This window comes from Streptomyces sp. NPDC001507 (assembly GCF_042894765.1).
Classification (GTDB): Bacteria; Actinomycetota; Actinomycetes; order Streptomycetales; family Streptomycetaceae; genus Streptomyces.
In genome coordinates this window covers 610,672-631,902 of sequence record NZ_JBIAVV010000001.1, presented here as the reverse complement: position 1 = coordinate 631,902, position 21,231 = coordinate 610,672, and the positions used below count along the sequence as shown (strand labels likewise).

General features: G+C 72.1%; 17 protein-coding genes, 3 pseudogenes and 1 riboswitch. Of the genes and pseudogenes, 13 read left to right on the top strand and 7 right to left on the bottom strand.

Going from position 1 to position 21,231, the window contains the following annotated elements:
- Window positions 1-185 precede the first annotated feature (185 nt).
- The gene (locus tag ACFY0K_RS02960; RefSeq protein WP_390638293.1) at window positions 186-1,853 is read left to right on the top strand and encodes a rhodanese-like domain-containing protein; all 1,668 of its coding nucleotides are present in this window, start codon (window positions 186-188) and stop codon (window positions 1,851-1,853) included.
- Window positions 1,850-2,602 (top strand): sulfite exporter TauE/SafE family protein, encoded by a 753-nt coding sequence (locus tag ACFY0K_RS02955; RefSeq protein WP_390638292.1) that lies wholly within the window; start codon window positions 1,850-1,852, stop codon window positions 2,600-2,602. Before ACFY0K_RS02960 ends, ACFY0K_RS02955 begins: the two co-directional genes overlap by 4 nt.
- Window positions 2,603-2,705: 103 nt before the next feature.
- On the opposite strand, the gene ACFY0K_RS02950 is transcribed toward ACFY0K_RS02955, so the two are convergent.
- A complete protein-coding gene (locus ACFY0K_RS02950) occupies window positions 2,706-2,993 on the bottom strand; it encodes a metal-sensitive transcriptional regulator (RefSeq protein WP_388599102.1) in 288 nt (95 codons plus the stop codon).
- A gap of 92 nt (window positions 2,994-3,085) precedes the next feature.
- Here ACFY0K_RS02950 and ACFY0K_RS02945 point away from each other — a divergent pair, with 92 nt between their 5' ends.
- Window positions 3,086-3,667: a rhodanese-like domain-containing protein gene (locus tag ACFY0K_RS02945; protein WP_390638291.1), complete on the top strand. Its 582-nt coding sequence runs from the start codon at window positions 3,086-3,088 to the stop codon at window positions 3,665-3,667.
- 79 nt (window positions 3,668-3,746) lie between these two features.
- Window positions 3,747-5,513 carry an ABC transporter ATP-binding protein gene (locus tag ACFY0K_RS02940; RefSeq protein ID WP_390638290.1) on the top strand — a complete coding sequence of 589 codons (1,767 nt, stop codon included), beginning with the start codon at window positions 3,747-3,749 and terminating at the stop codon, window positions 5,511-5,513.
- Window positions 5,514-5,582: 69 nt separating this feature from the next.
- Here ACFY0K_RS02940 and ACFY0K_RS02935 read toward each other — a convergent pair whose 3' ends face one another.
- Window positions 5,583-5,879: a hypothetical protein gene (locus ACFY0K_RS02935; RefSeq protein ID WP_351955103.1), complete on the bottom strand. Its 297-nt coding sequence runs from the start codon at window positions 5,877-5,879 to the stop codon at window positions 5,583-5,585.
- 173 nt (window positions 5,880-6,052) lie between these two features.
- On the opposite strand from ACFY0K_RS02935, the gene ACFY0K_RS02930 reads away from it, so the two are divergent.
- Together ACFY0K_RS02930 and ACFY0K_RS02925 are read left to right on the top strand one after the other, a co-directional pair.
- On the top strand, window positions 6,053-6,418 hold the full coding sequence (locus ACFY0K_RS02930; protein ID WP_390638289.1) for a nuclear transport factor 2 family protein: 366 nt from the start codon (window positions 6,053-6,055) through the stop codon (window positions 6,416-6,418).
- A gap of 112 nt (window positions 6,419-6,530) precedes the next feature.
- Window positions 6,531-6,613, top strand: a riboswitch (ZMP/ZTP riboswitch).
- A gap of 24 nt (window positions 6,614-6,637) precedes the next feature.
- Complete coding sequence (locus tag ACFY0K_RS02925; protein ID WP_390638288.1) at window positions 6,638-7,486, top strand: bifunctional 5,10-methylenetetrahydrofolate dehydrogenase/5,10-methenyltetrahydrofolate cyclohydrolase; 849 nt, start codon at window positions 6,638-6,640, stop codon at window positions 7,484-7,486.
- A gap of 3 nt (window positions 7,487-7,489) precedes the next feature.
- Here the strand turns inward: ACFY0K_RS02925 and ACFY0K_RS02920 are convergent.
- A pseudogene (locus ACFY0K_RS02920) lies at window positions 7,490-7,804 on the bottom strand (hypothetical protein); the annotation flags it as partial.
- A gap of 3 nt (window positions 7,805-7,807) precedes the next feature.
- Here ACFY0K_RS02920 and ACFY0K_RS02915 point away from each other — a divergent pair.
- Window positions 7,808-8,098: pseudogene (locus ACFY0K_RS02915) on the top strand (cbb3-type cytochrome c oxidase subunit I); the annotation flags it as partial.
- Window positions 8,099-8,217: 119 nt separating this feature from the next.
- On the top strand, window positions 8,218-8,553 hold the full coding sequence (locus ACFY0K_RS02910) for a hypothetical protein (protein ID WP_390638287.1): 336 nt from the start codon (window positions 8,218-8,220) through the stop codon (window positions 8,551-8,553).
- A gap of 76 nt (window positions 8,554-8,629) precedes the next feature.
- On the opposite strand, the gene ACFY0K_RS02905 is transcribed toward ACFY0K_RS02910, so the two are convergent.
- Complete coding sequence (locus tag ACFY0K_RS02905) at window positions 8,630-10,609, bottom strand: ricin-type beta-trefoil lectin domain protein (protein WP_390638286.1); 1,980 nt, start codon at window positions 10,607-10,609, stop codon at window positions 8,630-8,632.
- 217 nt (window positions 10,610-10,826) lie between these two features.
- Between ACFY0K_RS02905 and ACFY0K_RS02900 the strand changes: the two are divergent.
- Window positions 10,827-11,030: pseudogene (locus ACFY0K_RS02900) on the top strand (glycosyltransferase); the annotation flags it as partial.
- A gap of 65 nt (window positions 11,031-11,095) precedes the next feature.
- Here ACFY0K_RS02900 and ACFY0K_RS02895 read toward each other — a convergent pair.
- Window positions 11,096-11,761 (bottom strand): TetR/AcrR family transcriptional regulator, encoded by a 666-nt coding sequence (locus tag ACFY0K_RS02895; protein ID WP_390638844.1) that lies wholly within the window; start codon window positions 11,759-11,761, stop codon window positions 11,096-11,098.
- A 175-nt stretch (window positions 11,762-11,936) separates the two neighbouring features.
- On the opposite strand from ACFY0K_RS02895, the gene ACFY0K_RS02890 reads away from it, so the two are divergent.
- Window positions 11,937-13,184: a YncE family protein gene (locus ACFY0K_RS02890; protein WP_390638285.1), complete on the top strand. Its 1,248-nt coding sequence runs from the start codon at window positions 11,937-11,939 to the stop codon at window positions 13,182-13,184.
- 59 nt (window positions 13,185-13,243) lie between these two features.
- Here ACFY0K_RS02890 and ACFY0K_RS02885 read toward each other — a convergent pair whose 3' ends face one another.
- Together ACFY0K_RS02885 and ACFY0K_RS02880 are read right to left on the bottom strand one after the other, a co-directional pair.
- Window positions 13,244-15,100, bottom strand: coding sequence for a cellulase family glycosylhydrolase (locus tag ACFY0K_RS02885; protein ID WP_390638284.1), 1,857 nt, complete (start codon window positions 15,098-15,100; stop codon window positions 13,244-13,246).
- Between the two features lie 67 nt (window positions 15,101-15,167).
- Window positions 15,168-17,153 (bottom strand): GTP-binding protein, encoded by a 1,986-nt coding sequence (locus ACFY0K_RS02880; protein WP_390638283.1) that lies wholly within the window; start codon window positions 17,151-17,153, stop codon window positions 15,168-15,170.
- A 252-nt stretch (window positions 17,154-17,405) separates the two neighbouring features.
- On the opposite strand from ACFY0K_RS02880, the gene ACFY0K_RS02875 reads away from it, so the two are divergent.
- Genes ACFY0K_RS02875 through ACFY0K_RS02865 form a run of 3 tightly spaced genes read left to right on the top strand, consistent with a single transcriptional unit; the run spans window position 17,406 to window position 21,222 of the window.
- The gene (locus ACFY0K_RS02875) at window positions 17,406-17,888 is read left to right on the top strand and encodes a (2Fe-2S)-binding protein (RefSeq protein ID WP_390638282.1); all 483 of its coding nucleotides are present in this window, start codon (window positions 17,406-17,408) and stop codon (window positions 17,886-17,888) included.
- Complete coding sequence (locus ACFY0K_RS02870; protein WP_390638281.1) at window positions 17,885-20,371, top strand: xanthine dehydrogenase family protein molybdopterin-binding subunit; 2,487 nt, start codon at window positions 17,885-17,887, stop codon at window positions 20,369-20,371. Before ACFY0K_RS02875 ends, ACFY0K_RS02870 begins: the two co-directional genes overlap by 4 nt.
- Window positions 20,368-21,222 carry an FAD binding domain-containing protein gene (locus ACFY0K_RS02865; protein WP_390638280.1) on the top strand — a complete coding sequence of 285 codons (855 nt, stop codon included), beginning with the start codon at window positions 20,368-20,370 and terminating at the stop codon, window positions 21,220-21,222. The genes ACFY0K_RS02870 and ACFY0K_RS02865 overlap by 4 nt, the downstream gene beginning before the upstream one ends.
- Window positions 21,223-21,231: the final 9 nt, after the last annotated feature.

The window sequence follows — 21,231 nt, the reverse complement described above, 5'->3', positions numbered from 1 at the left end:
TCTTCCGACCCTACGCGGGAACGATCAGCGGCGGCACGCATCGATCGACGCGGATCGTCCCGTACCGCCGCCGTCTCGTGTGGTCACCCTCTCCCCAAAATACCCCCGGGGGTACCTCTGCTACGGTGGCACATATACCCCCGGGGGTAATTCACCAGGGGGATCGAGGAGAGGAGTGTGCTGCCGTGTCCTTCGTCGACACCATCGAGGTGCCCGGACTGGGCAACCGCAGTTACCTGGCGGGCGGGGCGCGGGGCGCCGTCGCGGTCGATCCGCCCCGGGACGTCGACCGGGTGCTGGCGGCCGTCGCCCGGCGCGGGGTCGGGCTCACGCACGTCGTGGAGACGCACGTGCACAACGACTACGTCTCCGGCGGCCTGGAACTCGCGCGGCTGACCGGAGCCGCGTACGCGGTGCCGGCCGGGGCGCGGGTGGCTTACGAGCGGGTGCCGGTGGCCGACGGGGACGTGCTGGAGATCCAGGCGGGCCTTGCGCTGCGCGCGCTGGCCACCCCCGGGCACACCCCGCACCACACGTCGTACGTCCTGGAGGAGACCGGCCGTGCGGTGGCCGTCTTCACCGGCGGCTCGCTGCTCGTCGGCACGGTCGGCAGGCCCGACCTGGTGGAGCCCCGGCTCACGAGGGAGCTGGCGCGGGCCCAGCACGCCTCGGCGCACCGGCTGGCCGCCGAGCTGCCGGACGCGACCCCGGTGCTGCCGACGCACGGCTTCGGCAGCTTCTGCTCGGCCGGGGACGCCGCCGGGCCGGCCACCACCGTCGGCCGGGAGCGCGCGGTGAACGACGCGCTGGTCAAGGACGTCGACGCCTTCGTCGCGGAGCTGCTGGCGGGGCTCGACGACGTACCGGCGTACTACGCCCACATGGGCCCGCTGAACTGCGGGGGACCGGCCCCCGTCGACCTCACGCCGCCGCGCCGGGCGGACGCGGCGGAGATCGCGGCGCGGCTGGCCGTGGGTGAGTGGGTGGTGGACCTGCGCACCCGGGTGGCCTTCGCCGCGGGGCATGTCCCGGGCACCCTGAACTTCGAGGCCGACGGACAGCTCGCCGCCTACCTGGCCTGGCTGCTGCCCTGGGGCCGGCCGGTCACGCTGCTCGCCGAGTCGGCGGCCCAGCTCGCCGCCGCCCAGCGCGAGCTGAGCCGTGTGGGCATCGACCGCCCGGCCGCGGCCGCCACCGGCGCACCCGAAGCCTGGCTGCGCGCGGGCGAGCGGCCCCGCTCCTTCCCCCGCGCCACCTTCGCGGATCTGGCCGCACGCGGCACCGAGGACGTCGTCGTCCTGGACGTGCGCCGGGACGCGGAGCGCGCAGGCGACCACATACGGGGCTCGCTCCACATACCCCTGCACCACGTCCGCGAGCGCCTCGGCGAGATACCCGGCGGCACGGTGTGGGTGCACTGCGCGGGCGGGATGCGAGCCGCCGTCGCCGCCTCCCTCCTCGACGCGGCCGGGCGCGACGTGGTGGCCGTGGACGACGGGTTCGCGGCGGCGCGTGCGGCCGGGCTGCCGATGGCCCGGCTCACCCCGGCCGAGGCACGGGAGCGCACGGACACGGACGCCGTCCTGCTGGACGTCCGCGAGGCCGACGCATGGGCGGCCGGACACGCGCCGGGGGCCGTGCACGCCCCGCTGTCCGGGCTGACGGCCGGAGCTCCGCTGCCGCCGGCCGCCGTGGACCGCCCGCTCGTCGTGATCTGCCGCTCGGGGCGGCGCTCGCGGGAGGCGGCCGCACTGCTGACCGCCCGGGGGCTGGACGCGGTGGACGTCGTGGGCGGGATGACCGCCTGGCGCGCGGCCGGGCTCGCGGTGACCGCCGAGGGCACCGCCGGGTGAGCGCGCTCCTGCTCGCCCTCGGCGCCGGGGCCGTCACCGGGCTGGCACTCGGCGCCCTGGGCGGCGGCGGCAGCGTGCTGGCCGTACCGGCGCTGGACTATCTGCTCGGCTTCACCCCGGCCGCGGCCACCACCGCGAGCCTGGTCGTCGTCACGGTCACCTCGGCCACCGCACTCGGCGCGCACGCCCGCGAGGGTGCGGTGCGGTGGCGGGCCGGTGCCGTGTTCGCGGCGGCCGGGGTCGTGCCGGCGGCGGTTGGCGGAGCGGTCTCCCGGCAACTGCCGGCGGCGCTGCTGACCGGGGCGTTCGCGGTGCTCGCCGGCGTGGCGGCACTGCGCATGCTGCGGCCGGCGACCGCCCCGTCCAAGGCGCCGCCGATACCGGCGCGGGCGTCCCGGGTGGCCGGGGCGGGCGCCGGTCTCGGCGCGGTGACCGGGGTGCTCGGGGTGGGCGGCGGCTTCCTCGCCGTCCCGTCGCTGGTGAACGTCGTGGGGCTGCGGATGCGCGCGGCGGTCGGCACCAGCCTGCTGGTCATCACGATCAACTCGCTCACCGCGCTGGCGGCGCGCGCCGGTTCGGCGGCGGACGTCGACTGGTCGGCCGTGGGCCCCTTCGCCGGGGCCGCGATCCTCGGCGCCTGGGACGGCAGGCGGCTCGCGTCCCGGCTCTCCGCGGGCACTCTCCAGCGGCTCTTCGCCTACGCGCTGCTCGCGGTGGCCGCGTTCATGCTGGCCGACGCCGTCTGTTGACGCGCCCAGCGACAGCGCCCTGAAGGGGCGCGGGGAACTGCGCGACCAGCCACGACGGCGCCGCAGCCGGCAGACGGCACGTCGCGGCACTTGCCCGAACGGCTCAGGCCAGCGACAGGAACAGCTTCTCCAGCCGCGCCTTCATCTGCGCGGTCGTCTCACCGTCCGCCCCGCTCCGGGCGGGGTCGATGATGCACTGCTGGAGCCCGGTCGCGATGATCGCGAAGCCCGCCCGGTCCAGGGCGCGTGAGGCGGCGGCGAGCTGGGTGACCACGTCCTCGCAGTCGCGGCCCTCCTCGATCATCTTGATCACGCCGGAGATCTGCCCCTGCGCCCGGCGCAGCCGGTTCAGCACCGACTTGAGCTCGTCGCCCTCGAACTGCAGCTCCACGACCACCACTCCTCACATACCCGTAGGGGTATTTTACCCGCCCGCCGGGCGAAACCCCTCACTCATCCCTGCACGGAAGGATCGCACCCACCATGGCCACCACTCCCCCGAGCCCGGATCTCACGCCCGACCAGGCCCTCGCCCGCCTGGCGGAGCTGACCGTCGTCGACGTCCGCACGCCCGGCGAGTACGCCGCCGGCCATGTGCCCGGCGCCCACAACATCCCGCTGGACGCCCTGCACCGGGCGCCGGCCGCGCTCCGCGCCGCGGACGGCGAGCTCCTCCTGGTGTGTGCCTCCGGCGCGCGGGCCGAGCGCGCCCGGGCGGTCCTCGCCGAGCACGGCATCCCGGCGGCCACCCTCACCGGCGGCACCCGCGGCTGGGCCGGGCGCGGTCACGAACTGCACCGGCCGCGGGGTGCGTCCCGTGCGACGTGGGCCATGGAGCGCCAGGTGAGGTTCACCGCCGGGTCGGCCGTCCTCGTGGGTCTCGGCCTCGGGCTGCTGCACCCCGCCTGGCTGGTGCTGTCGGCCGGGGTCGCGGGCGGCCTGGTGTTCTCGGCGCTCACCGACACCTGCGGGATGGCCGCGGTCCTGTCGAAGCTGCCCCACAACCGGCCGCGTCCGGCCGACCTCGACGCGACCCTGGCGAGGCTCGGTTCCGCCCGTGGCTGACCGGGCACCGGGGCCGGGAACGGCCGTCGTAGCCTGGGGGCGTCGGAGGGCGCCGCCCGCCGCCCGGACGAGGAGCACCGTGACCGCCGCAGACGCAGTTCCGACGAGCCCGCCGAAAGAGCCCGTGTTCCGGCTGCTCCTCTCCTACGTGCGGCCGCACCGCCGGGCCCTGTTGACCGGTGCCGCGCTCTCGCTGGTGACGGGCGCGACCGGGCTGCTGCTGCCGCTGGTGGCGCGGGGGTTGATCGACGACCTGTCCCACGACCGTTCCATCACGGGCAAGTTGCTCGCGATGGCGGCGCTGGTGGTCGCCAACGCCGCGCTGGGCGCGCTGGGTTCGTACGTGCTGCGGCGCACCGCCGAGTCGGTGGTGCTCGGGGCACGGCGCACCCTCTCGTCCTACCTGCTCAGGCTGCGGATCACCGCGGTGGACCGGACCGAACCCGGTGACCTGATGGCGCGGATCACCTCGGACACCACCCTGCTGCGCGAGGTCACGACGGACTCGCTGGTCGCGCTCGGCACCGGCGGGCTCACCCTGGTCGCCACCGTGGTGATGATGGGGGTGGTCGATCCCGTGCTGCTCGGCGTCACCCTCGTCGTGATCGCCGCGGCGGGCACGGTGGTGGGCACGATCGTGCCGCGCATCAACCGGGCGAGCCGCCGGGCACAGGACGCGGTCGGGGTGATGGGAGCCTCGCTGGAACGGGTCCTGGGCGCGCTGCGCACGGTGAAGGCGTCCGGCGCCGAGCACCGGGAGGAACTCGTCCTGCACGAGGCCGCCGAGGAGTCCTGGCGGCAGAGCGTGCGGGCCGCCAAGTGGTCGGCCGCGGCGGGCAACACGGCGGGGCTCGCGATGCAGCTGGCGTTCATCACCGTGCTCGCGGTGGGCGGTGCCCGGGTGGCGACCGGTGCGATCGGGGTGGGCACGCTGGTGGCGTTCCTGCTCTACGTCTTCTATCTGCTGCAGCCCATCCAGCAGGTCGTCGGGGCGATCACCCAGTACCAGACCGGCGCCGGCGCGCTCGCCCGGATCCAGGAGGCGCTGCGGCTGCCCGCCGAACTCCCGTCCCGGCCCGCCGAGTTGCCGTCCGCCGGCGCCGAACCCGCCTCGGTCGCCTTCACCGACGTACGGTTCCGCTACGCCGACGACCTGCCGTACGTCCACCACGGGGTCAGCTTCGACGTCCCCGCGCGGGGCATGACGGCGTTCGTCGGGCCGTCCGGCGCGGGCAAGACCACCGTGTTCTCGCTGATCGAGCGGTTCTACGACCCGGAGTCCGGCACGATCGCCGTGGACGGCCGTCCGGTCGCCGACTGGGAGCTGCCGCTGCTGCGTTCGGCCATCGGGTACGTCGAGCAGGACGCACCGGTGCTGTCGGGGTCGCTGAAGGACAACCTGCTGCTCGGCAACCCGGAGGCGGACGAGGACGCGGTCACGCGGGTGGTGAAGACGACCAGGCTCGACGGTCTGGTCGCCCGGCTGCCGCAGGGTCTTGAGACGCTGGTCGGCCATCGCGGGACCAAGCTGTCCGGCGGCGAGCGCCAACGGGTGGCGATCGCAAGGGCGTTGCTGCGCCGGCCGCGGCTGCTCCTCCTGGACGAGGCCACCTCGCAGCTGGACGCGGTGAACGAGGCGGCGCTCCGGGACACCGTCGCCGACGTGGCACGGTCGACCACGGTTTTGGTGGTCGCGCACCGGCTGTCGACGGTGACCATGGCGGACCGGATCGTCGTCATGGACGCGGGCCGGGTCCGTGCGGTGGGCACGCACCGGGAGCTGGTGGCCGCGGACCCGCTGTACGCGGAGCTGGCGGCGACCCAGTTCCTGGCCTCGGAGCACTGAGCGCCGGCAACGACGGGGGCAACGAGAAGGGCCGCCCCTGCCGGGACGGCCCCTCGGTGTGCGGCGCGGTCAGGCTTCGATGCCCGGCAGCAGCCCCGTGGCGGGCGCGGCCAGGTCGGTGACCTGGTGCAGTTCGCCGAGTTTGTGGAGTCCGTTCAGCCCCTGCACCTGCTCCGAGACCTTCGGCATCCTGCCCCGGTACTCCGCAGGGATGTCGCTGCGGGAGACCGAGTCGAGCACGCCGAGCGCGGTGAGCTTCCCGGGGTGCTGCGCGCCCGCGTCGGCCGCGTTCGCCAGCGGCGCGGCGAGGCCGGTGACCCCGACGGCAAGGCCGACGGCGGCGACGATACGTCGTGTTGAGATCATGTCCTCAGCAACGGCCCCGGCACCGGGCCGGACACGGGCAGCCGGTCCGCCTCACCCGCAAGGCGGAGCGCGCGGCCTGCGCTTGCCGAGCCCGGCGGCGCGGGGGACGCTCGATGTGAGGGGCTCGCGCGGCCCGCTCCGCATCGGGCCGCGGGCTCCCGCAGGAGGTCACCATGGGCACCGCGACCGGTTCCACGTTCGACGCCGAGACGCTGCGCCGGGGCATAGAGGGGAACACCGGGAACACCCTTCTGGCGCTCTACGCGGACGACGCGGAGATCCGCATCATCGACCGCAACACCCAGCCCAGCCACCCCAAGGTCCTGCACGGCCGCCAGGACATCGCCGCGATGCTGGACGACGTCTACAGCCGCGACATGACGCACACGCTGGACCAGTGCATCGTCCAGGGCGACAAGGCCGCCTTCAGCGAGTCCTGCGAGTACGAGGACGGGGTCCGGGTGCTCGCCGAGTCGATGATCACGCTGCGCGACGGCAAGATCGCCGAACAGATCATGATCCAGGCATGGGACGAGTAGTCACCAGGACTGAGAGGGTCCAGGTCGGCTCGCGGCTGACCTGGACCTTCTCGGCGCGGGCGGCGCTGGGCCACGCCCGCCGCCGGAGACGCCGAGCGTCTCGGTTACCCTGAGGGCGGGCCGTGACTGGCGCTGAGGTGGAGCACCACCGGGGAGCGGCCCGCACTGTCGTTGCCGTGCGCCTGGGCGATCAAGGTCGAACCAGCTCAGGAGTGCCGCATGACCCAGGCCCGCCTCATGGACGGAACCGCCGTCGCCCGCCGGATCGTCGAGGAGACCGCGCAGCAGGCCGCCGACCTCACCGCACGGACCGGTGTCACGCCGTGTCTGGCGACCGTGCTGGTCGGCGAGGACCCCGCCTCCGTCACCTACGTCCGGATGAAGCAGAACCGCAGCCGCAAGGCGGGCATCGCCTCCCGTCACGTGGCCCTGCCCGCCACCACGACCACCGCCGAACTCGTCGGCAAGCTCCGGGAGTTGTCGGCCGACCCGGCGGTGCACGGCATCCTGCTCCAGCACCCGGTCGGCGAACACATCGACGAGCGGGCCGCGTTCGAGGCGATCGCGCCGGAGAAGGACGTGGACGGCGTGACCTTCGCGTCGTTCGCGACGATGAGCTTCGGCCTGCCGGGCTTCGTCTCCTGCACCCCCGGCGGCATGCTGCGCCTGCTCGACGCGTACGACGTGAACCCGGCCGGGAAGCGGGCGGTGGTCGTGGGCCGCAGCGCGATCCTGGGCAAGCCGGCCGGCATGCTGCTGCTCGCGCGCGACGCCACCGTCACCTACTGCCACTCCCGCACCCGGGACCTGTCGGCGGTCGTCCGTGAGGCGGACATCGTGGTCGCGGCCGTCGGCCGGCCCCGGCTGATCGGGGGCCGGGACCTCAAGCCGGGCGCGGTCGTGCTCGACGCCGGCTACAACGAGGGCAACGTCGGTGACGTCGACTTCGACACCGCCGTCGAGCAGGCCTCGCTGATCACGCCGGTGCCGGGCGGGGTCGGCCCGATGACGATCGCCGTGCTGCTGGAGCAGACGGTGGCGGCGGCCGCCCGGCAGCTCGGGGCGTGAGGGTCAGCGCAGCCAGGCGCGGTACTCCATGACGTCCCCGGCGTGCACCCCGTATTCGGGGTCGTCCCGGGTGAACGTGGTCTCCAGGCCGAGTACGGCACCGGTGGCGGGGTCCAGGATCAGCATCCGCCGTCCGCCGGCGCCCTCGTCGAGGACGTACGCCTGACCGGTGCGGCCCAGCCGGTCGGTGACCTGGCCGGCGGCCCGTAGCCCCTTCGCGTCGGCGAGCAGCTCGGCCAGGGCCGCCGACTCGCGCGCCCCGAGCGTCCAGTTGTCCAGCAACTCCGCTGTGGCGTCCAGGAGTTCGGGCGTGGTGAAGGCGGCACGATCATGCTGCTGATGTTCGCGACGCCGCTGTTCGCCGGCTTCGCGAACTGGATCATGCCGCTCCAGATCGGCGCCCCGGACGTGGCCTTCCCGCGCCTGAACATGCTGGCCTACTGGCTCTACCTGCTCGGCTCGACCATCGCGGTCGGCGGCTTCCTCACCCCCCAGGGCGCGGCGGACTTCGGCTGGTTCGCCTACGCCCCGCTCTCGGACGCGGTGCGCACTCCGGGGATCGGGGCCGACATGTGGATCACGGGCCTGGCGCTCTCCGGCTTCGCCTCCCTGGAGTGGGCGACGTCGTGCCCGCCCCCGCGCCACAACTTCGTCACCCTGCCGCAGATCCGCAGCGAGTCACCCGCGTTCGACCTGCACCATGCCACCGTGGACGAGGAGTTGACCGCACGATGACGGCACGAGGGGAGGAACGGGCGCTGGTCGCCCAGGTCGAGGGCCATCTGCTGCTGGCGGCGACCAGAGAGGAGGGCCGGAGGGCGGCGGCTCGGCTCGTGGACCACTTCGAATGGCTCACGGACAGCCAACGGAGGGATCTTGAGCAGCATTTCGAGACCGAGTACGTGACATTGGCTCGCACAGCGTGGCAGCGTACGGCGCTACGCGCAGAGACGCTGAGGCAGGAGTACGAGCACAGATACCGGGCTCTACGACTGCGACTCGTCGCCGGCTTCGTCCTCGCCTGCGCCCTGTTGGCGTCAACTGCCCTGCTCTCACTGTCGGCCTGAGCGCCGACGCGCCCCGAAGGGGCGCGGGGAACTGCGCGACCAGCCACAGTCCACCCGCGCCCGAAGAACTACGGCGTCAACTCCTGCTCCACTGCTGATTGCTCCCGCCATTGCAGGCCCACAGCACCAGCGACGACCCGTTGCCGGTGGCCGCCCCGTACACATCCAGGCACAGCCCGGCGTTCACGTTCGTGATCGTCCCGTCCGAGTTCACGTTCCACTTCTGGTTGTTCTGCCCGTTGCAGTCCCAGATGACGACCTTGGTGCCGTTGGCCGTGCCCTGGTTGTAGGCGTCCAGGCACTTGTTGCCGTACGCCACGAACTCCTTGCGGGAGGTGTACGTCCAGGCCTGGTTCTGGCCGCCGTTGCAGTCCCAGATCTCGGCCTGGGTGCCGTTGGTGATCGTGTTGTCGTAGACGTCGGCACAGCGGCCGGACTGCTTGCCGACGAGCAGGCCGCCGTTGGCGCCGGGGATCGGGCTGACGGTGACCGATCCGAGCGCGGGCAGCGAACTTCCGCTGAACGTGAGCGAGTTGTTCGACCCCTTGCTCAGGTCGACCTGCACGGACACGGTCCCCTGCGAGGATCCCGTCGGCGGGAAGGACACCGTCGTGGCCGTCTGGCCGTTGACCTGGAGGGTGCCGGTGACGGCGGTGAAGCCGGTGTTGGTGTAGGCGACGTCGACGACGTCCAGTCCCGTGCTCGCGGCGCTGACGCCGGTGTACTTGCCGGCGGAGGACGCGCCGAAACTCGCACTCGCCGCCTCCGTACCGCCGCTCACCCTCAGCATGACCGAGCCGCCGGCCGGGACGCTCGCGGTGTAACTCGTCGCGTACGAGCCGAGGTTCGACTGCGCCCACAGGTCGCGGACGGTCGCGGAGGCGCCGGTCAGGCCGAGGTCGGACCAGCGGGCGGTGATGTTCGCGGCGGCGGAGGTGCGGTTGAGCAGCACGACCGCGCGGTTACCGGTGCCGGCCAGGACCTTGCTGTAGACCTGCAGACCGGCGGTGTCCTCGGCGACCTTGACGCCCTGGAGTCCGCGCGCGTCCTGGTCGACGGCGACGACGTCGGAGTTCTTGAGGATGGCGGCCGTCTCACTGGTCATCGTGGTGAGGTCGTTACCGGCGAGCAGCGGGGCGCCGGAGATCGCCCACAGGGCCATGTGGGTGCGGTTCTGGGCCGCCGTGAGACCGGACATGCCGACGGTGAGCATGTCGGGGTCGTTGTAGTAACCGGTGTGCTGGGCGGCCGGGTGCAGGGTCTGGTCGAAGTTGGACAGCATGGCCGACTGCGACGCCGTGCCGCCGTAGTAGTAGATGTCGGTGCTGGTCCGCCACATGGGGGCGAGGCCCGTCGCCCAGTTCCAGGTGTTCTGGTAGCCCCAGTTGCAGACGGACAGGGTCAACGGGCGGCCGCTGGCGGCCGCGGCCGCGGCGACGGCCGAACTGATCGACTTGTACGTGGTGGCCGCGTCCAGGCCCTCGGCGTTGCCGCCGCACCAGTCGACCTTCACGAAGTCGAAGCCCCATTCCGAGAACTGGAGCATGTCCTGGGCGTAGTGCCCCTCGCTGCCGGTGTTGGCGGCGGCGGGGCGGCCGGTCGGGTAGTAGTAGCCGCAGCCGTTGGCGCCCGCGTCGGTGTAGATGCCGGCCTTCAGGCCCTTGCTGTGGATGTAGTCGGCGATGGCGCTCATGCCGCCGGGCCACTCACCGGTGTCGACGGTGATGTCGCCGGCGCTGTCCCGGGTGCCCTGCCACCAGCCCTCGTCGATGTTGACGTACTTGTAGCCTGCGGCCGGGAGACCGGCCGCGACGAACGCGTCGACCTGCGCCTTGATGACGTCGTAGTCGATCTTCGCCGCGAAGCTGTTCCAGGAGGCCCAGCCCATCGGGGCGGTGGGCACCGACACCTGCGGAACCATCGCCGCCCGGGCCGGTCCCGGCGTGGCGAAGAGGAGCGCGGCCGCGGCCGTCAGGGTCAGGGCGACGGTGCGTACGGCAACGGCCCACAGGTGTCGTACGAGACCGCTGCCGGTCGGTCTGGACGGGGGGTACATGCGGCTCCTCCACGGGGGTGCACGAGGGGGTACGGCCCACACATGTTCGAAATATCGAACACAGATCGGTGACCCGAACATGTCAGCGCGCCGACCGTAGGGCCGCCCGAGGATGAAGTCAACGGCTGCGACAGGCGTGAAGTCGCCCTTCCCTCCGCGTCGTTCACCCCACGAGGGCGGACGCGCCGCCATACTGCTGGTCGTGCGCGTAGCGATCATGACGGCGGGCTCGCGGGGCGATGTGGCCCCCTACACCGGGCTCGGGTACGGCCTGAGCCGTGCCGGACACGAGGTCAACCTGGTCACCCAGGGGCGCTTCGCGGGGCTGGTCGAGGGTCCCGGAGTCGGTTTCCACCCCCTGCCGAATCGACCCCGGGACCGAGCTGTGGCGGCGGCACTGGAGCCCCTTCAGGGGCGCGGGGCTGTATCACCACGCGGCTCCGCGGCGTGGGCGCGACCAGCCACCACGCACCCGCGGACACACAACTACCGCGAACCCCCCGGCCTCCACCCTTCCGGCCGCAAGATCCCCACCAGCAACCGCACCAGCTCCTCCACGACGTCGTCCAGCGTCGCCTCCAACCATCCCGCACTCCAGTCGTGCAGCAACCCGTTCACGCTGCCGATGAACGCCGTCGCGGCCAGCCGGTAGTCCCGCGGCGCCGCGTCCCCGCGGGCGACCGCCGCGTCCGCCTCGGTACATATCAGCTCCACCCACCGTGCCCGCCGCGCCAGCCGCTGCTCCTCCAGTCGCGGACTGACCCCGATGATCTCCACGAAGGCGATGCGGATGCGCCGCGGATCCGACGTGACGTCACGGGCGTACGCCCGGAACAGCACCGTCACCCGCTCGACCAGCGGCAACGCTTCCGCCTCGGCGAACGCGTCGGCCACCGCCCGCTCCGCCCACCCGTTGACCTCCAGGTGCAACGCGGCGAGCACGTCCTCCAGGGTCTGGAACTCCTCGTAGAACTGACGGGTCGACAGGCCGGCCGCCTGGCTGAGCGCGGCGACGGTCGTGGCGCGGAACCCCGGTGCCTCGCCGAAGAGTTGGAGTGCCGCCTCCAGGAAGCGCCGACGCCGGTCGGCCTTGCGTTCTTCGGCGGACCGCCCGCCGTAGCGACCCGTCGGTGCCTTGAGCCTGCCCGCCAAGATTGCCCCCTCCGTCGACCACGCGATGGCCAATTTTCTCGCGTACGCCTCTTGTGGAGTCATCCTCCCCCTCCTTACTTTTCAGTAAGTTCCTTTTGAACGCGCCCGTGTTCAGATTCCGTGACCCTGCGACGGCACGCGCGCGTCCCCACCCCCCTCAGAGGAGAGAGCAGTCATGCCTGCTTTCAGACCCAGGCACCTTTGCTCCGTAGCCGCCGCCCTCGTCCTGACCGTCGCCGCGCCCGCGACCGCCGCCACCGCCGCGGCCGACGCGTCGCTGCGTGAGGTGCTGTTCGTCGGCAACAACTGGGACGGCACCGCGACCGTCCTGAACTCGACCGGCGACTTCGCCAAGGTCGGCCAGATCAACGTCGTCCCCGACAAGGACGCACGGATCGCCGAGATCAACGCCGACCCGATCAAGTGGATCTACTACACGTCGATCCGCAACGAGGTCGGCCAGGGCCACGACCAGTACGTGGACGACATGTACTCCACGCCGGACGGGAAGTCCGTGGTCGTCTCCCGCCCGAGCTTCGCCGACGTCGTCTCCATCGACCTCGCCACCGATACCATCAACTGGCGTTTCCCGGTCGCCGGTTACCGCGCCGACCACATGGCCGTCTCCCCCGACGGCACGAAGGTCGCGGTGTCGGCGTCCACCGCGAACAAGGTGCAGGTGCTGGACATCAACACCGGTAAGGAGCTGGGCGAGTTCGCCACCGGCGACAAGCCGCACGAGAACGTCTTCAGCCCCGACGGCAAGTACATCTGGAACATGTCGATCGGCGAGGTCACCACCTCGCTCGACGACCCGATCTGGGACTGGACCAAGGGCGACCGGCACATCACCGTCGCCGACGCCACCACCTACAAGCAGGTCAAGACCATCGACATGCGGGACCGGCTGAACGCGATCGGTCTCACGGACTTCTCGGACGCGGTCCGGCCCGCGGCCTTCACGCCCGACTGGTCGAAGATGTACTTCCAGGTGTCGTTCTTCAACGGCTTCCTGGAGTACGACATCGCCACCGACAAGATCACCCGGGTGAAGACCCTGCCGGCGAACCCGGCGACCAGCACCGACCGCACCACCTGGCTGCTGGACTCGCGTCACCACGGCATCTCGATGAAGCCGGACGGCACCAAGCTGTGCGTCGCCGGGACGATGGACAACTACGCCACGATCGTCGACCGCGCCACCCTCCAGGAAGGGCCGCTCGTCACGGCGTCCACCCCGTACTGGGCCACGGTCAGCGGAGACGGCAAGGACTGCATCATCTCGGAGAGCGGCGCCGACCAGGTGACGGCCATCGACTTCGGCACCGGCCAGAAGGTGGTCTCGGTCCCGGTCGGCGACCACCCGCAGCGCGTCCGGCTCGGCCATGTACAGGCCGACTGGGCTGGTGCAGCGACTGGTTGACGGCCCACCAGAACCTTCGGTCTCCGGGATGCGCGGCACCCCGGAGACCGAAGCACCGCTCAGAACTTCGCCGCCACCCAGGCGGCCAGCTCCGCCTTGGCCGCGTTGAGCACGGTGGAGCTGGGCGAGGTCGCCCCGTTGGTCACCAGCGCGAAGTGCAGCACGCCGGAGTCCGAGTCGGTGAGCAGCAGTCGGCGGCTGCCCGTCCCACCCGGTTCCGCCGCCACGCCGACCGGGGTCGAGGACGTGTACGACGGGGGCGCGTAGGCCGTGCCCAGGTCGGAGACGACGGTGGTGGACGCGGTCGCGAAGGAGGCCGGGAGGTGGAGCTCGGTCGGTGCCGTGGCGCTGCCGGAACGCCAGACCTGGACCGCGTACTGGCCGGAGCCGACCAGCGCGGCCACGTTCGGCAGCGAGCTGGGCACCGGGTTCCAGGTCAGGGTCGTGGAGCCGTCCCGGGAGCGGTCCTCGTAGGTGAAGGCGAGGGTGGCGCCCGAGGTGGCGGACGGGTAGATCCGGTCGAGCAGCCGGGCGTCCTGACGGAGCGTCACGGTGCCCGAGCCGGTCATGTTCACGGCCGACATGTCCTCGTCGTTCCAGGCGTCGCCCGAGGTGAGGACCTTGTCCGGGTTGTCGTTCATCAGTTCGTGGTGGCGGCCGCTGTAGATGTCCCACTGCCACTGGGTGCCGGACAGGACCGGTCCGGAAGAGGCCGGGGTGGACCACCAGTTCGCCCCGGAGAGACGGGAGTCGAGGGCCTGGTACATCGCCTTGTCGACGGTCGGCGCCTTGCCGGAGGTGGTGCCGGACAGTGGATGCCCGAACTCGCTGACGATCGCCGCCGTTCCGGCCGCCGAGGCGCGGTCGCGGACGGTGCCGAAGTCGGTGGAGTACTGGCCGTCGGAGGCGTTGCCCCACATCAGGATGCCGGAGATGGCCTTCTGGTCGTAGAAGTGGGTGTTGAAGACGTACCGCGAGCCGAGCGTGCCCGCGTCCAGCAGGCCGCCCTCCTCCTTGGAGACGTTGCCGTTCCAGAAGAGGTTCGGCTCGACGAGGGCGGGCTTGCCGCTCCAGCCGGCCGCGTCCATCCGGGCGCGGAACTTCTGGTAGAAGGGCCACAGCCGGTTCTGCTCCCAGGTGCGGGAGGTCTCACCGGAGTCGTAGGAGCCGGCGTACGGCTCGTTGTACGGGTCGAAGCCGGCCACGCCCGCGAACTCGTCGGACGTCAGGTGCTGGGCCAGGTAGGTCATGGTGGTCTGGGCGGTTGCCAGGAAGGCGTCCTGGAGGCCGTGGTTGTTGTGCCAGAAGTCGTACTGGCCGTCCTGGACGGCCGCGTTCTGGGTGATGTTCTGGCCCCAGGTGAAGCAGATGCCGCAGTACTCGGTCGGGTAGTCCCCCAGCTCCACCGCCCACTTCGGCGCACCGTCGCCGGTGTACCAGCTGCCCGAGTTGAACAGGTAGCGGGAGTACAGGTCCTGGTGGAAGTCGGGGAAGACGCGGATGCCGGCGTCGAGGAACGCCTGCATCTGCGCGGTCGCGGCGGCCAGGTAGGCGGTGTCGACCTGCCCCTGGACGGGTTCGGCGTGCGCCCAGGAGAGCAGGAGGCGCACGGCGTTGCCGCCGCCGAGGGCGCGCAGCGCGGTGGCGGACTTCTTCGCGTCGGCGACCGAGGCGAAGGGCAGGCCGCTGTTCTCCTCCAGCTTGGTCTCGCCGGAGACGTTGTAGCCGCGCAGCACGACCTCGCGGCCCTGGCCGTCGACGAAACGGCCGTTCTGCACGGTGAGCGCGGTGCCGTCGAACCAGAGGGAGTCGGACGGGGTGGCCGCGGTGGCGGACGGGGCGCCCGCCACCGCGAGGAATCCGCAGAGGACAACCAGGACAACGATCAGTCGTGCCCGGATATTCGTCATGTCCATTACAGTCGGGTGATTTCCGGACACAGTCAATACTTCTGACTCACGAGTAAGTTGAGTGCCGGTTCGCTCACCCGGCCACTCGACCGGTCACGTTCAGCAGGTACTCCTTGCGGCTCAGCGGGTTGTGGTCGGTCCGCGGCCGCTCCGGGACCGGCCCCCGCACCACCGGCGCGTAGTGGTCGAAGGCGGTCTCCAGCTCGCCCTCGCCGCGGGTCAGCCCCGGCAGCCGCTGCTCGAGGGCGTGCACCCGGGCCGCGGGCACCGCGCCCTCCAGGACCGCGAGCGTGCCCTCGGTCCCGGTCCGCTGCGGCACCGCGCCGAGCCCGGCGAGCACCGGCAGCAGCGCGCCCAGCGTGTCCACCGGAGTCTCCAGGCGGAAGCGGTGCATCGGCTCGTGCACCAGGGTGCCGGCCCGTCGCAGCGCCTCGGTGAGCACCAGCGGGGCAAGACCGCGGAAGTCGTACCCGGTGCTCGACATGCTCTTGTCGAAGCCCTGGTGGGCGTGGCTCTGCCGGGGCGAGTAGCCGCAGTGGGTCATGGTCACCGTGCAGTCCGGGATCCGCCAGCCGTGCAGCCCCTGGCCGAGGGACTCGCGCACGGTGTCCTCGACCGCCTTGAAGAAGGCGTACGGCATCGCGCCGAGCTCCACCTCCAGGCGGAAGCCGACGCCCGCGCCCGGCGGGGCCGGCTCCACCCGCAGGCCGACCGTGGCCAGGAAGGGGTTGCCGTCCTTCTTGTTGAACTCGACGGCGGATCCGGTGCCGGTGAGCCGTTCCACGCAGATGGTGGTGGTCTCCCGGAACGTGACGTCGAGGCCGTACTCGTCGGCGAGGGTCGCCTGGATCACCTCCTTCTGCACCTCGCCGTAGAGGGAGACGGAGGTCTCCTGCCGTACCTCGTCGTGCCGGACGTCGATCAGCGGGTCCTGCTCGCCGAGCTGGGTGAGGGCGACATGCAGGGCGCGGCGGTCGGTGTCCGGTCCTGGGACCACGACGGTCTCCAGGGTCGGGGGCGCGAAGTGGTGTCCGTACGCCCGTCCCGGCTGCCCGAGCGTGTCGCCGACGCGGATGCCGGCGAGCCCCCACAGCTTGACGATCCGCCCGGCACCGGCGCTGTCCCGCCGGAGGTCGGTGCCGTCCTCGAAGACGCTGAGCCCGGTGACCCGGCCCTCCGGCCGGCCGCCGGTCGCGGCGCGGTTTCCGAACGGGACCCGGTCGCGGACCCCGAGGGTTCCGGAGAAGAGGCGCGCGTAGGCGACCTTCTCCCCCGCCGGGCCCCGCTCCACCTTGAAGACGGTGCCGGAGAACGGGCCGGCCGGGTCGCCGTCGGCGGCCGGGAGCAGCCGCTCGATGCCGGCGATCAGGTCGGGCACCCCGGCGCCGGTGGCGGCGGAGCCGAAGTACACCGGATGGACCACGGCCCGCCGGGTCTGCTCGGCGAGGGCGGCGCGCAGCCGCGGCTCGGGGACCCCGCCGTCGAGGTAGGCGGCGAGCAGCGCGTCGTCGTGGTCGGCGAGCGTGTCCAGTACGGCCGGGCCGAGGCCGGGCAGGAAGCGGGCGGCGCGGGTGCCGAGCGCGGTGGCGCGGCCCATCGGGACGAGCGGGACGGCGAGCCTGCGGGCCAGCTGGGCGAGCACGGCGTCGTCACGGGCACCCCGCCGGTCGATCTTGTTGACGAAGACCAGGGTGGGGATGCGCAGCCGCCGCAGGGTCCGCATCAGGACGCGGGTCTGCGCCTGCACGCCCTCCACGGCCGAGACGACCAGGACCGCGCCGTCGAGGACACCGAGGACCCGCTCCACCTCGGCGATGAAGTCCGGGTGGCCCGGGGTGTCGATGAGGTTGACGGTGACACCGTCGAGCGGGAACGACACGACCGCCGACTTGATGGTGATCCCGCGCCGGCGCTCCAGGGCGAGGGTGTCGGTACGGGTGCTGCCGTCGTCGACGCTGCCGAGCTCGTCGGTGACGCCTGCGGTGTGCAGCAGCCGTTCGGTCAGACTGGTCTTACCTGCGTCGACGTGGGCGAGAATGCCGAGATTGAGCAGATGCACTGAGCGTGATGTCCTTCGCCATGGGTGGGATTCCTTCCTCGGTGGACATGCACGCAGCGCGCATCGGTGGCCCTCTCTCTGTGACGTCGGGTGAGGAGCAGTGCAGCAGGGCGGCCCCGGTGGCGGCAATGGATTAACGCTCAACAAAAGCCCCGTCGCAGCACTCGCCGCCCCCTTGACACGGCTCTAGAGTGACCTACATCACGCCGCCTGGCTGAAATCCCTCGGTCCCGCGCACGGTCTGGAGGCCACATGACCCACATCAAGGTGACGGTGGACGGCACGCGCTACGAGGACGAGGTGGAACCCCGTCTGCTGCTGGTCCACTACCTGCGCGACCGTCTCGGCCTGACCGGCACCCCGATCGGCTGCGACACCTCGAACTGCGGCGCGTGCACGGTCGACCTGGACGGGGCGACCGCCAAGAGCTGCTCGGTGCTGGCCGTCCAGGCGGACGGCTGCACGGTGACCACCGTCCAGGGGCTGGCCGCGGACGGGGAGTGGACGGCGCTGCAGCGGGCGTTCCACGAGCGGCACGGCCTGCAGTGCGGCTACTGCACGCCCGGAATGATCATGGCGGCCCGCGATCTGCTGAACGAGAACCCGCATCCCACCTCCGACGAGGTCAGGCAGGCCCTGGAGGGCAACCTGTGCCGGTGCACCGGCTACCAGAACATCGTCCGCGCGGTGCTCGCCGCCTCCGGGGAACAGGTACCGGAGGAGGCCACGGCATGACCGACCAGGCCGTGAAAGCCGCAGCACACGAGATCGGCCGTGCCCGGCTGCGCAAGGAGGACGCCCGGCTGATCACCGGCCAGACCAACTGGACCGACAACATCCAGGTCGCCGGACTGCTCCACCTGGCCGTCCTGCGCAGCCCGATGGCGCACGCCCGCATCACCCGCGTGGACGTCTCCCCCGCCCTCGAACGCCCCGGTGTCGTCGCCGCGTTCACCGGCGCCGACCTCGCCGAGGGCCTGGGTTCACTGCCCTGCGCCTGGCCGGTGACCGAGGACATCGTGCTGCCCGACCACCCGCCGATCGCCGTCGACGAGGTCCGGCACGCCGGCGACCCGGTGGCCGTCGTGGTGGCCCGCGACCGGTACGCCGCGGCGGACGCCCTGGAGGCCGTCGAGGTCGACTACGACCCGCTGCCCCCGGTCCTCGACCTGGAGGCCGCCCTCGCCGACGACGCCCCGCTGGTCCACGCCGACAAGGGCACCAACCGCTGCTACACCTGGCCGCTCGCCACCGGCGAGAGCTTCGACTCCGTGCGGCAGCGCGCCGAGGTCACCCTCAAGCGCCGCTACCACCAGCAACGGCTGATCCCGAACGCGATGGAGCCGCGCGCGGTCGTGGTCACCCCGATCGCCGCCTCCGGCGAGTACACGGTGTACTCGGCGACCCAGATCCCGCACATCCTGCGGATCATGCTGGCCACCGTCACCGGCGTCCCCGAGCACAAGCTCCGGGTGATCGCCCCGGACGTCGGCGGCGGCTTCGGCTCCAAGCTCCAGGTGTACGGCGAGGAGGCCGTCGCGCTGGCCGTCGCCCGCAGGCTGGGCCGGCCCGTGAAGTGGACGGAGTCCCGCTCCGAGGGCTACCTCGCCACCCACCACGGCCGCGGCATGATCCAGGACATCGAGGTCGCCGCCACCCGCGAGGGCCGGCTGCTCGGCCTGAAGGTGGACCTGACCGCCGACATGGGCGCCTACCTGATGCTGGTCACCCCGGGCATCCCGATCCTCGGCGCCTTCATGTACCCGGCGATCTACAAGATGGACGCCTACGAGTTCACCTGCACCGGCGTCTTCACCACCCGCACGCCCACCGACGCCTACCGGGGCGCCGGACGCCCGGAGGCGACCTTCGCCATCGAGCGGATCATGGACGAGCTGGCCGCCGAACTCGGCCTGGATCCCGTGGAGTTGCGGCGCCGGAACTGGATCCGGCACGAGGAGTTCCCGTACACCTCGATCGCCGGGCTGACCTACGACAGCGGCAACTACGAGGCCGCCACCGAGAAGGCCCTCGCGCTGTTCGGGTACGACGACCTCCGTGCCGAGCAGCGCAAACGCAACGAACGCGGCGACCCGGTACGCCTCGGCATCGGTGTGTCGACGTACACCGAGATGTGCGGGCTGGCACCGAGCCGGGTGCTGCGCGATCTCCGGTACGCGGCCGGCGGCTGGGAGGCGGCGAGCATCCGCATGCTGCCCACCGGCAAGGTCGAGGTGGTGACCGGCACCAGTCCGCACGGGCAGGGGCACGAGACCTGCTGGAGCCAGATCGCGGCCGACGTGCTGGGCGTGCCGTTCGAGGACGTCGAGGTGGTGCACGGCGACACCCAGTCCTCCCCGCAGGGCATGGACACCTACGGCTCACGGTCGCTCGCCGTCGGCGGCGAGGCCGTGCACCGGGCGGCGACGAAGGTGGTCGAGAAGGCGCGGAAGGTGGCCGCGCACCTGCTGGAGGCCAGCGAGCAGGACCTGGAGTTCACGGACGGCGTGTTCGCCGTGAAGGGTTCGCCGGAGGCGCGCAGGACCATCCAGGAGATCGCCTTCGAGGCGTTCACCAGCCACGACCTGCCCGACGGCGTCGAACCGTCCATCAACGCCGAGACGGTGGTCGACCCGGAGAACTTCTCCTACCCGCACGGCACCCACCTGTGCGCGGTCGAGGTCGACACGGAGACCGGGAAGACGACGATCAGGTCGTACGTCTGCGTGGACGACGTCGGCCATGTCGTCAACCCGATGATCGTCGAGGGCCAGGTGCACGGCGGTCTGGCGCAGGGCATCGCGCAGGCGCTGTACGAGGAGGCCGTCTACGACGACGAGGGCAACCTCGTCTCCGGGACCATGGCCGACTATCTGGTGCCGTCGGCGGCGGACCTGCCGGACTTCGTCACCGACCGGACGGAGACCCCGGCGGCCTCGAACGCCATGGGGGTCAAGGGAGTCGGCGAGGCAGGGGCGATCGCGTCGACGCCCGCGGTGGTCAACGCCGTGGTGGACGCGCTGCGTCCGCTGGGCGTCACCGACGTACGGATGCCGTGCTCGCCGCACCGGGTGTGGCAGGCCGTGCGGGCCGCCCGCGCCGGCCGGGGCGGTGCCGGTGAGGAGGCAGGCGGGACCGGTCCGGCGCAGTCGGGCCAGTCCGGGCAGGCCGCCCGCTCGGGCGACCTGGGCCAGTACGGTGAGGAGGGTTCCGCATGATTCCCCCCACGTTCGACTACACCCGCCCGGCCACCGTCGACGAGGCGGTGGGCGCCCTCGCCGACGCCGGCGAGGAGGCGAAGGTGCTGGCCGGCGGGCAGAGCCTGCTGCCGCTGCTGCGCCTGCGGCTCGCCTTCCCGGAGCTGGTGGTGGACGTCGGCCGGATCCCGGAGCTGCGCGGGGTCCGCGAGGACGGCGACACGCTGGCCATCGGCGCGCTGACCACCCACCACGACGTCGTCCACGACCCGTTGGTGCGGCGGCACGCCGGGCTGCTGGCGGCGGCCACGGCCACCGTCGCCGATCCCGCCGTACGGCACCGCGGCACCCTCGGCGGCTCCCTCGCGCACGCCGACCCGGCCGGGGACCTGCCCGCCGTGGCGCTCGCCCTGGACGCCGAACTGGTCGTCGCCGGGCCGGGCGGCCGACGCACCGTCGCGGCCCGGGAGTTCTTCGTCGACTACCTCCAGTCGGCGCTCGCGCCCGACGAACTCCTGCTGGAGGTACGGATCCCGAAGACGGACGGGTGGGGCTTCCACTACGAGAAGTTCCACGCGGTCGCCCAGTCCTGGGCCATCGTCGCGGTCGCCGCGCTGGTGCGGCGCGACGACGGGCACATCGCCGAGGCGCGCATCGGGCTCACCAACATGGGCTCCACCCCGCTGCGGGCCGGCGCGGCCGAGCGGGCGCTGTCCGGTGCCGACGGCCCGCAGGCCGTGGCCCAGGCCGCCGAGGCCGCCGCCGAGGGGACCCGGCCCGCCCAGGACCTGTCGGCCTCGCCCGAGTACCGGCAGCACCTCGCACGGGTGCTGACCAGGCGGGCCGTGCTGACCGCCGCCGGAATGGGGTGAGCGCCGATT

What these genes read in the sequence shown, in the direction of transcription:
- ACFY0K_RS02885 (WP_390638284.1), bottom strand. Translation starts at nt 15,100, where the DNA reads ATGGACATGACGAATATCCGGGCACGACTGATCGTTGTCCTGGTTGTC.
- ACFY0K_RS02925 (WP_390638288.1), top strand. Translation starts at nt 6,638, where the DNA reads ATGACCCAGGCCCGCCTCATGGACGGAACCGCCGTCGCCCGCCGGATC.
- ACFY0K_RS02930 (WP_390638289.1), top strand. Translation starts at nt 6,053, where the DNA reads ATGGGCACCGCGACCGGTTCCACGTTCGACGCCGAGACGCTGCGCCGG.
- ACFY0K_RS02935 (WP_351955103.1), bottom strand. Translation starts at nt 5,879, where the DNA reads ATGATCTCAACACGACGTATCGTCGCCGCCGTCGGCCTTGCCGTCGGG.
- ACFY0K_RS02875 (WP_390638282.1), top strand. Translation starts at nt 17,406, where the DNA reads ATGACCCACATCAAGGTGACGGTGGACGGCACGCGCTACGAGGACGAG.
- ACFY0K_RS02865 (WP_390638280.1), top strand. Translation starts at nt 20,368, where the DNA reads ATGATTCCCCCCACGTTCGACTACACCCGCCCGGCCACCGTCGACGAG.
- ACFY0K_RS02890 (WP_390638285.1), top strand. Translation starts at nt 11,937, where the DNA reads ATGCCTGCTTTCAGACCCAGGCACCTTTGCTCCGTAGCCGCCGCCCTC.
- ACFY0K_RS02910 (WP_390638287.1), top strand. Translation starts at nt 8,218, where the DNA reads ATGACGGCACGAGGGGAGGAACGGGCGCTGGTCGCCCAGGTCGAGGGC.
- ACFY0K_RS02945 (WP_390638291.1), top strand. Translation starts at nt 3,086, where the DNA reads ATGGCCACCACTCCCCCGAGCCCGGATCTCACGCCCGACCAGGCCCTC.
- ACFY0K_RS02870 (WP_390638281.1), top strand. Translation starts at nt 17,885, where the DNA reads ATGACCGACCAGGCCGTGAAAGCCGCAGCACACGAGATCGGCCGTGCC.
- ACFY0K_RS02905 (WP_390638286.1), bottom strand. Translation starts at nt 10,609, where the DNA reads ATGTACCCCCCGTCCAGACCGACCGGCAGCGGTCTCGTACGACACCTG.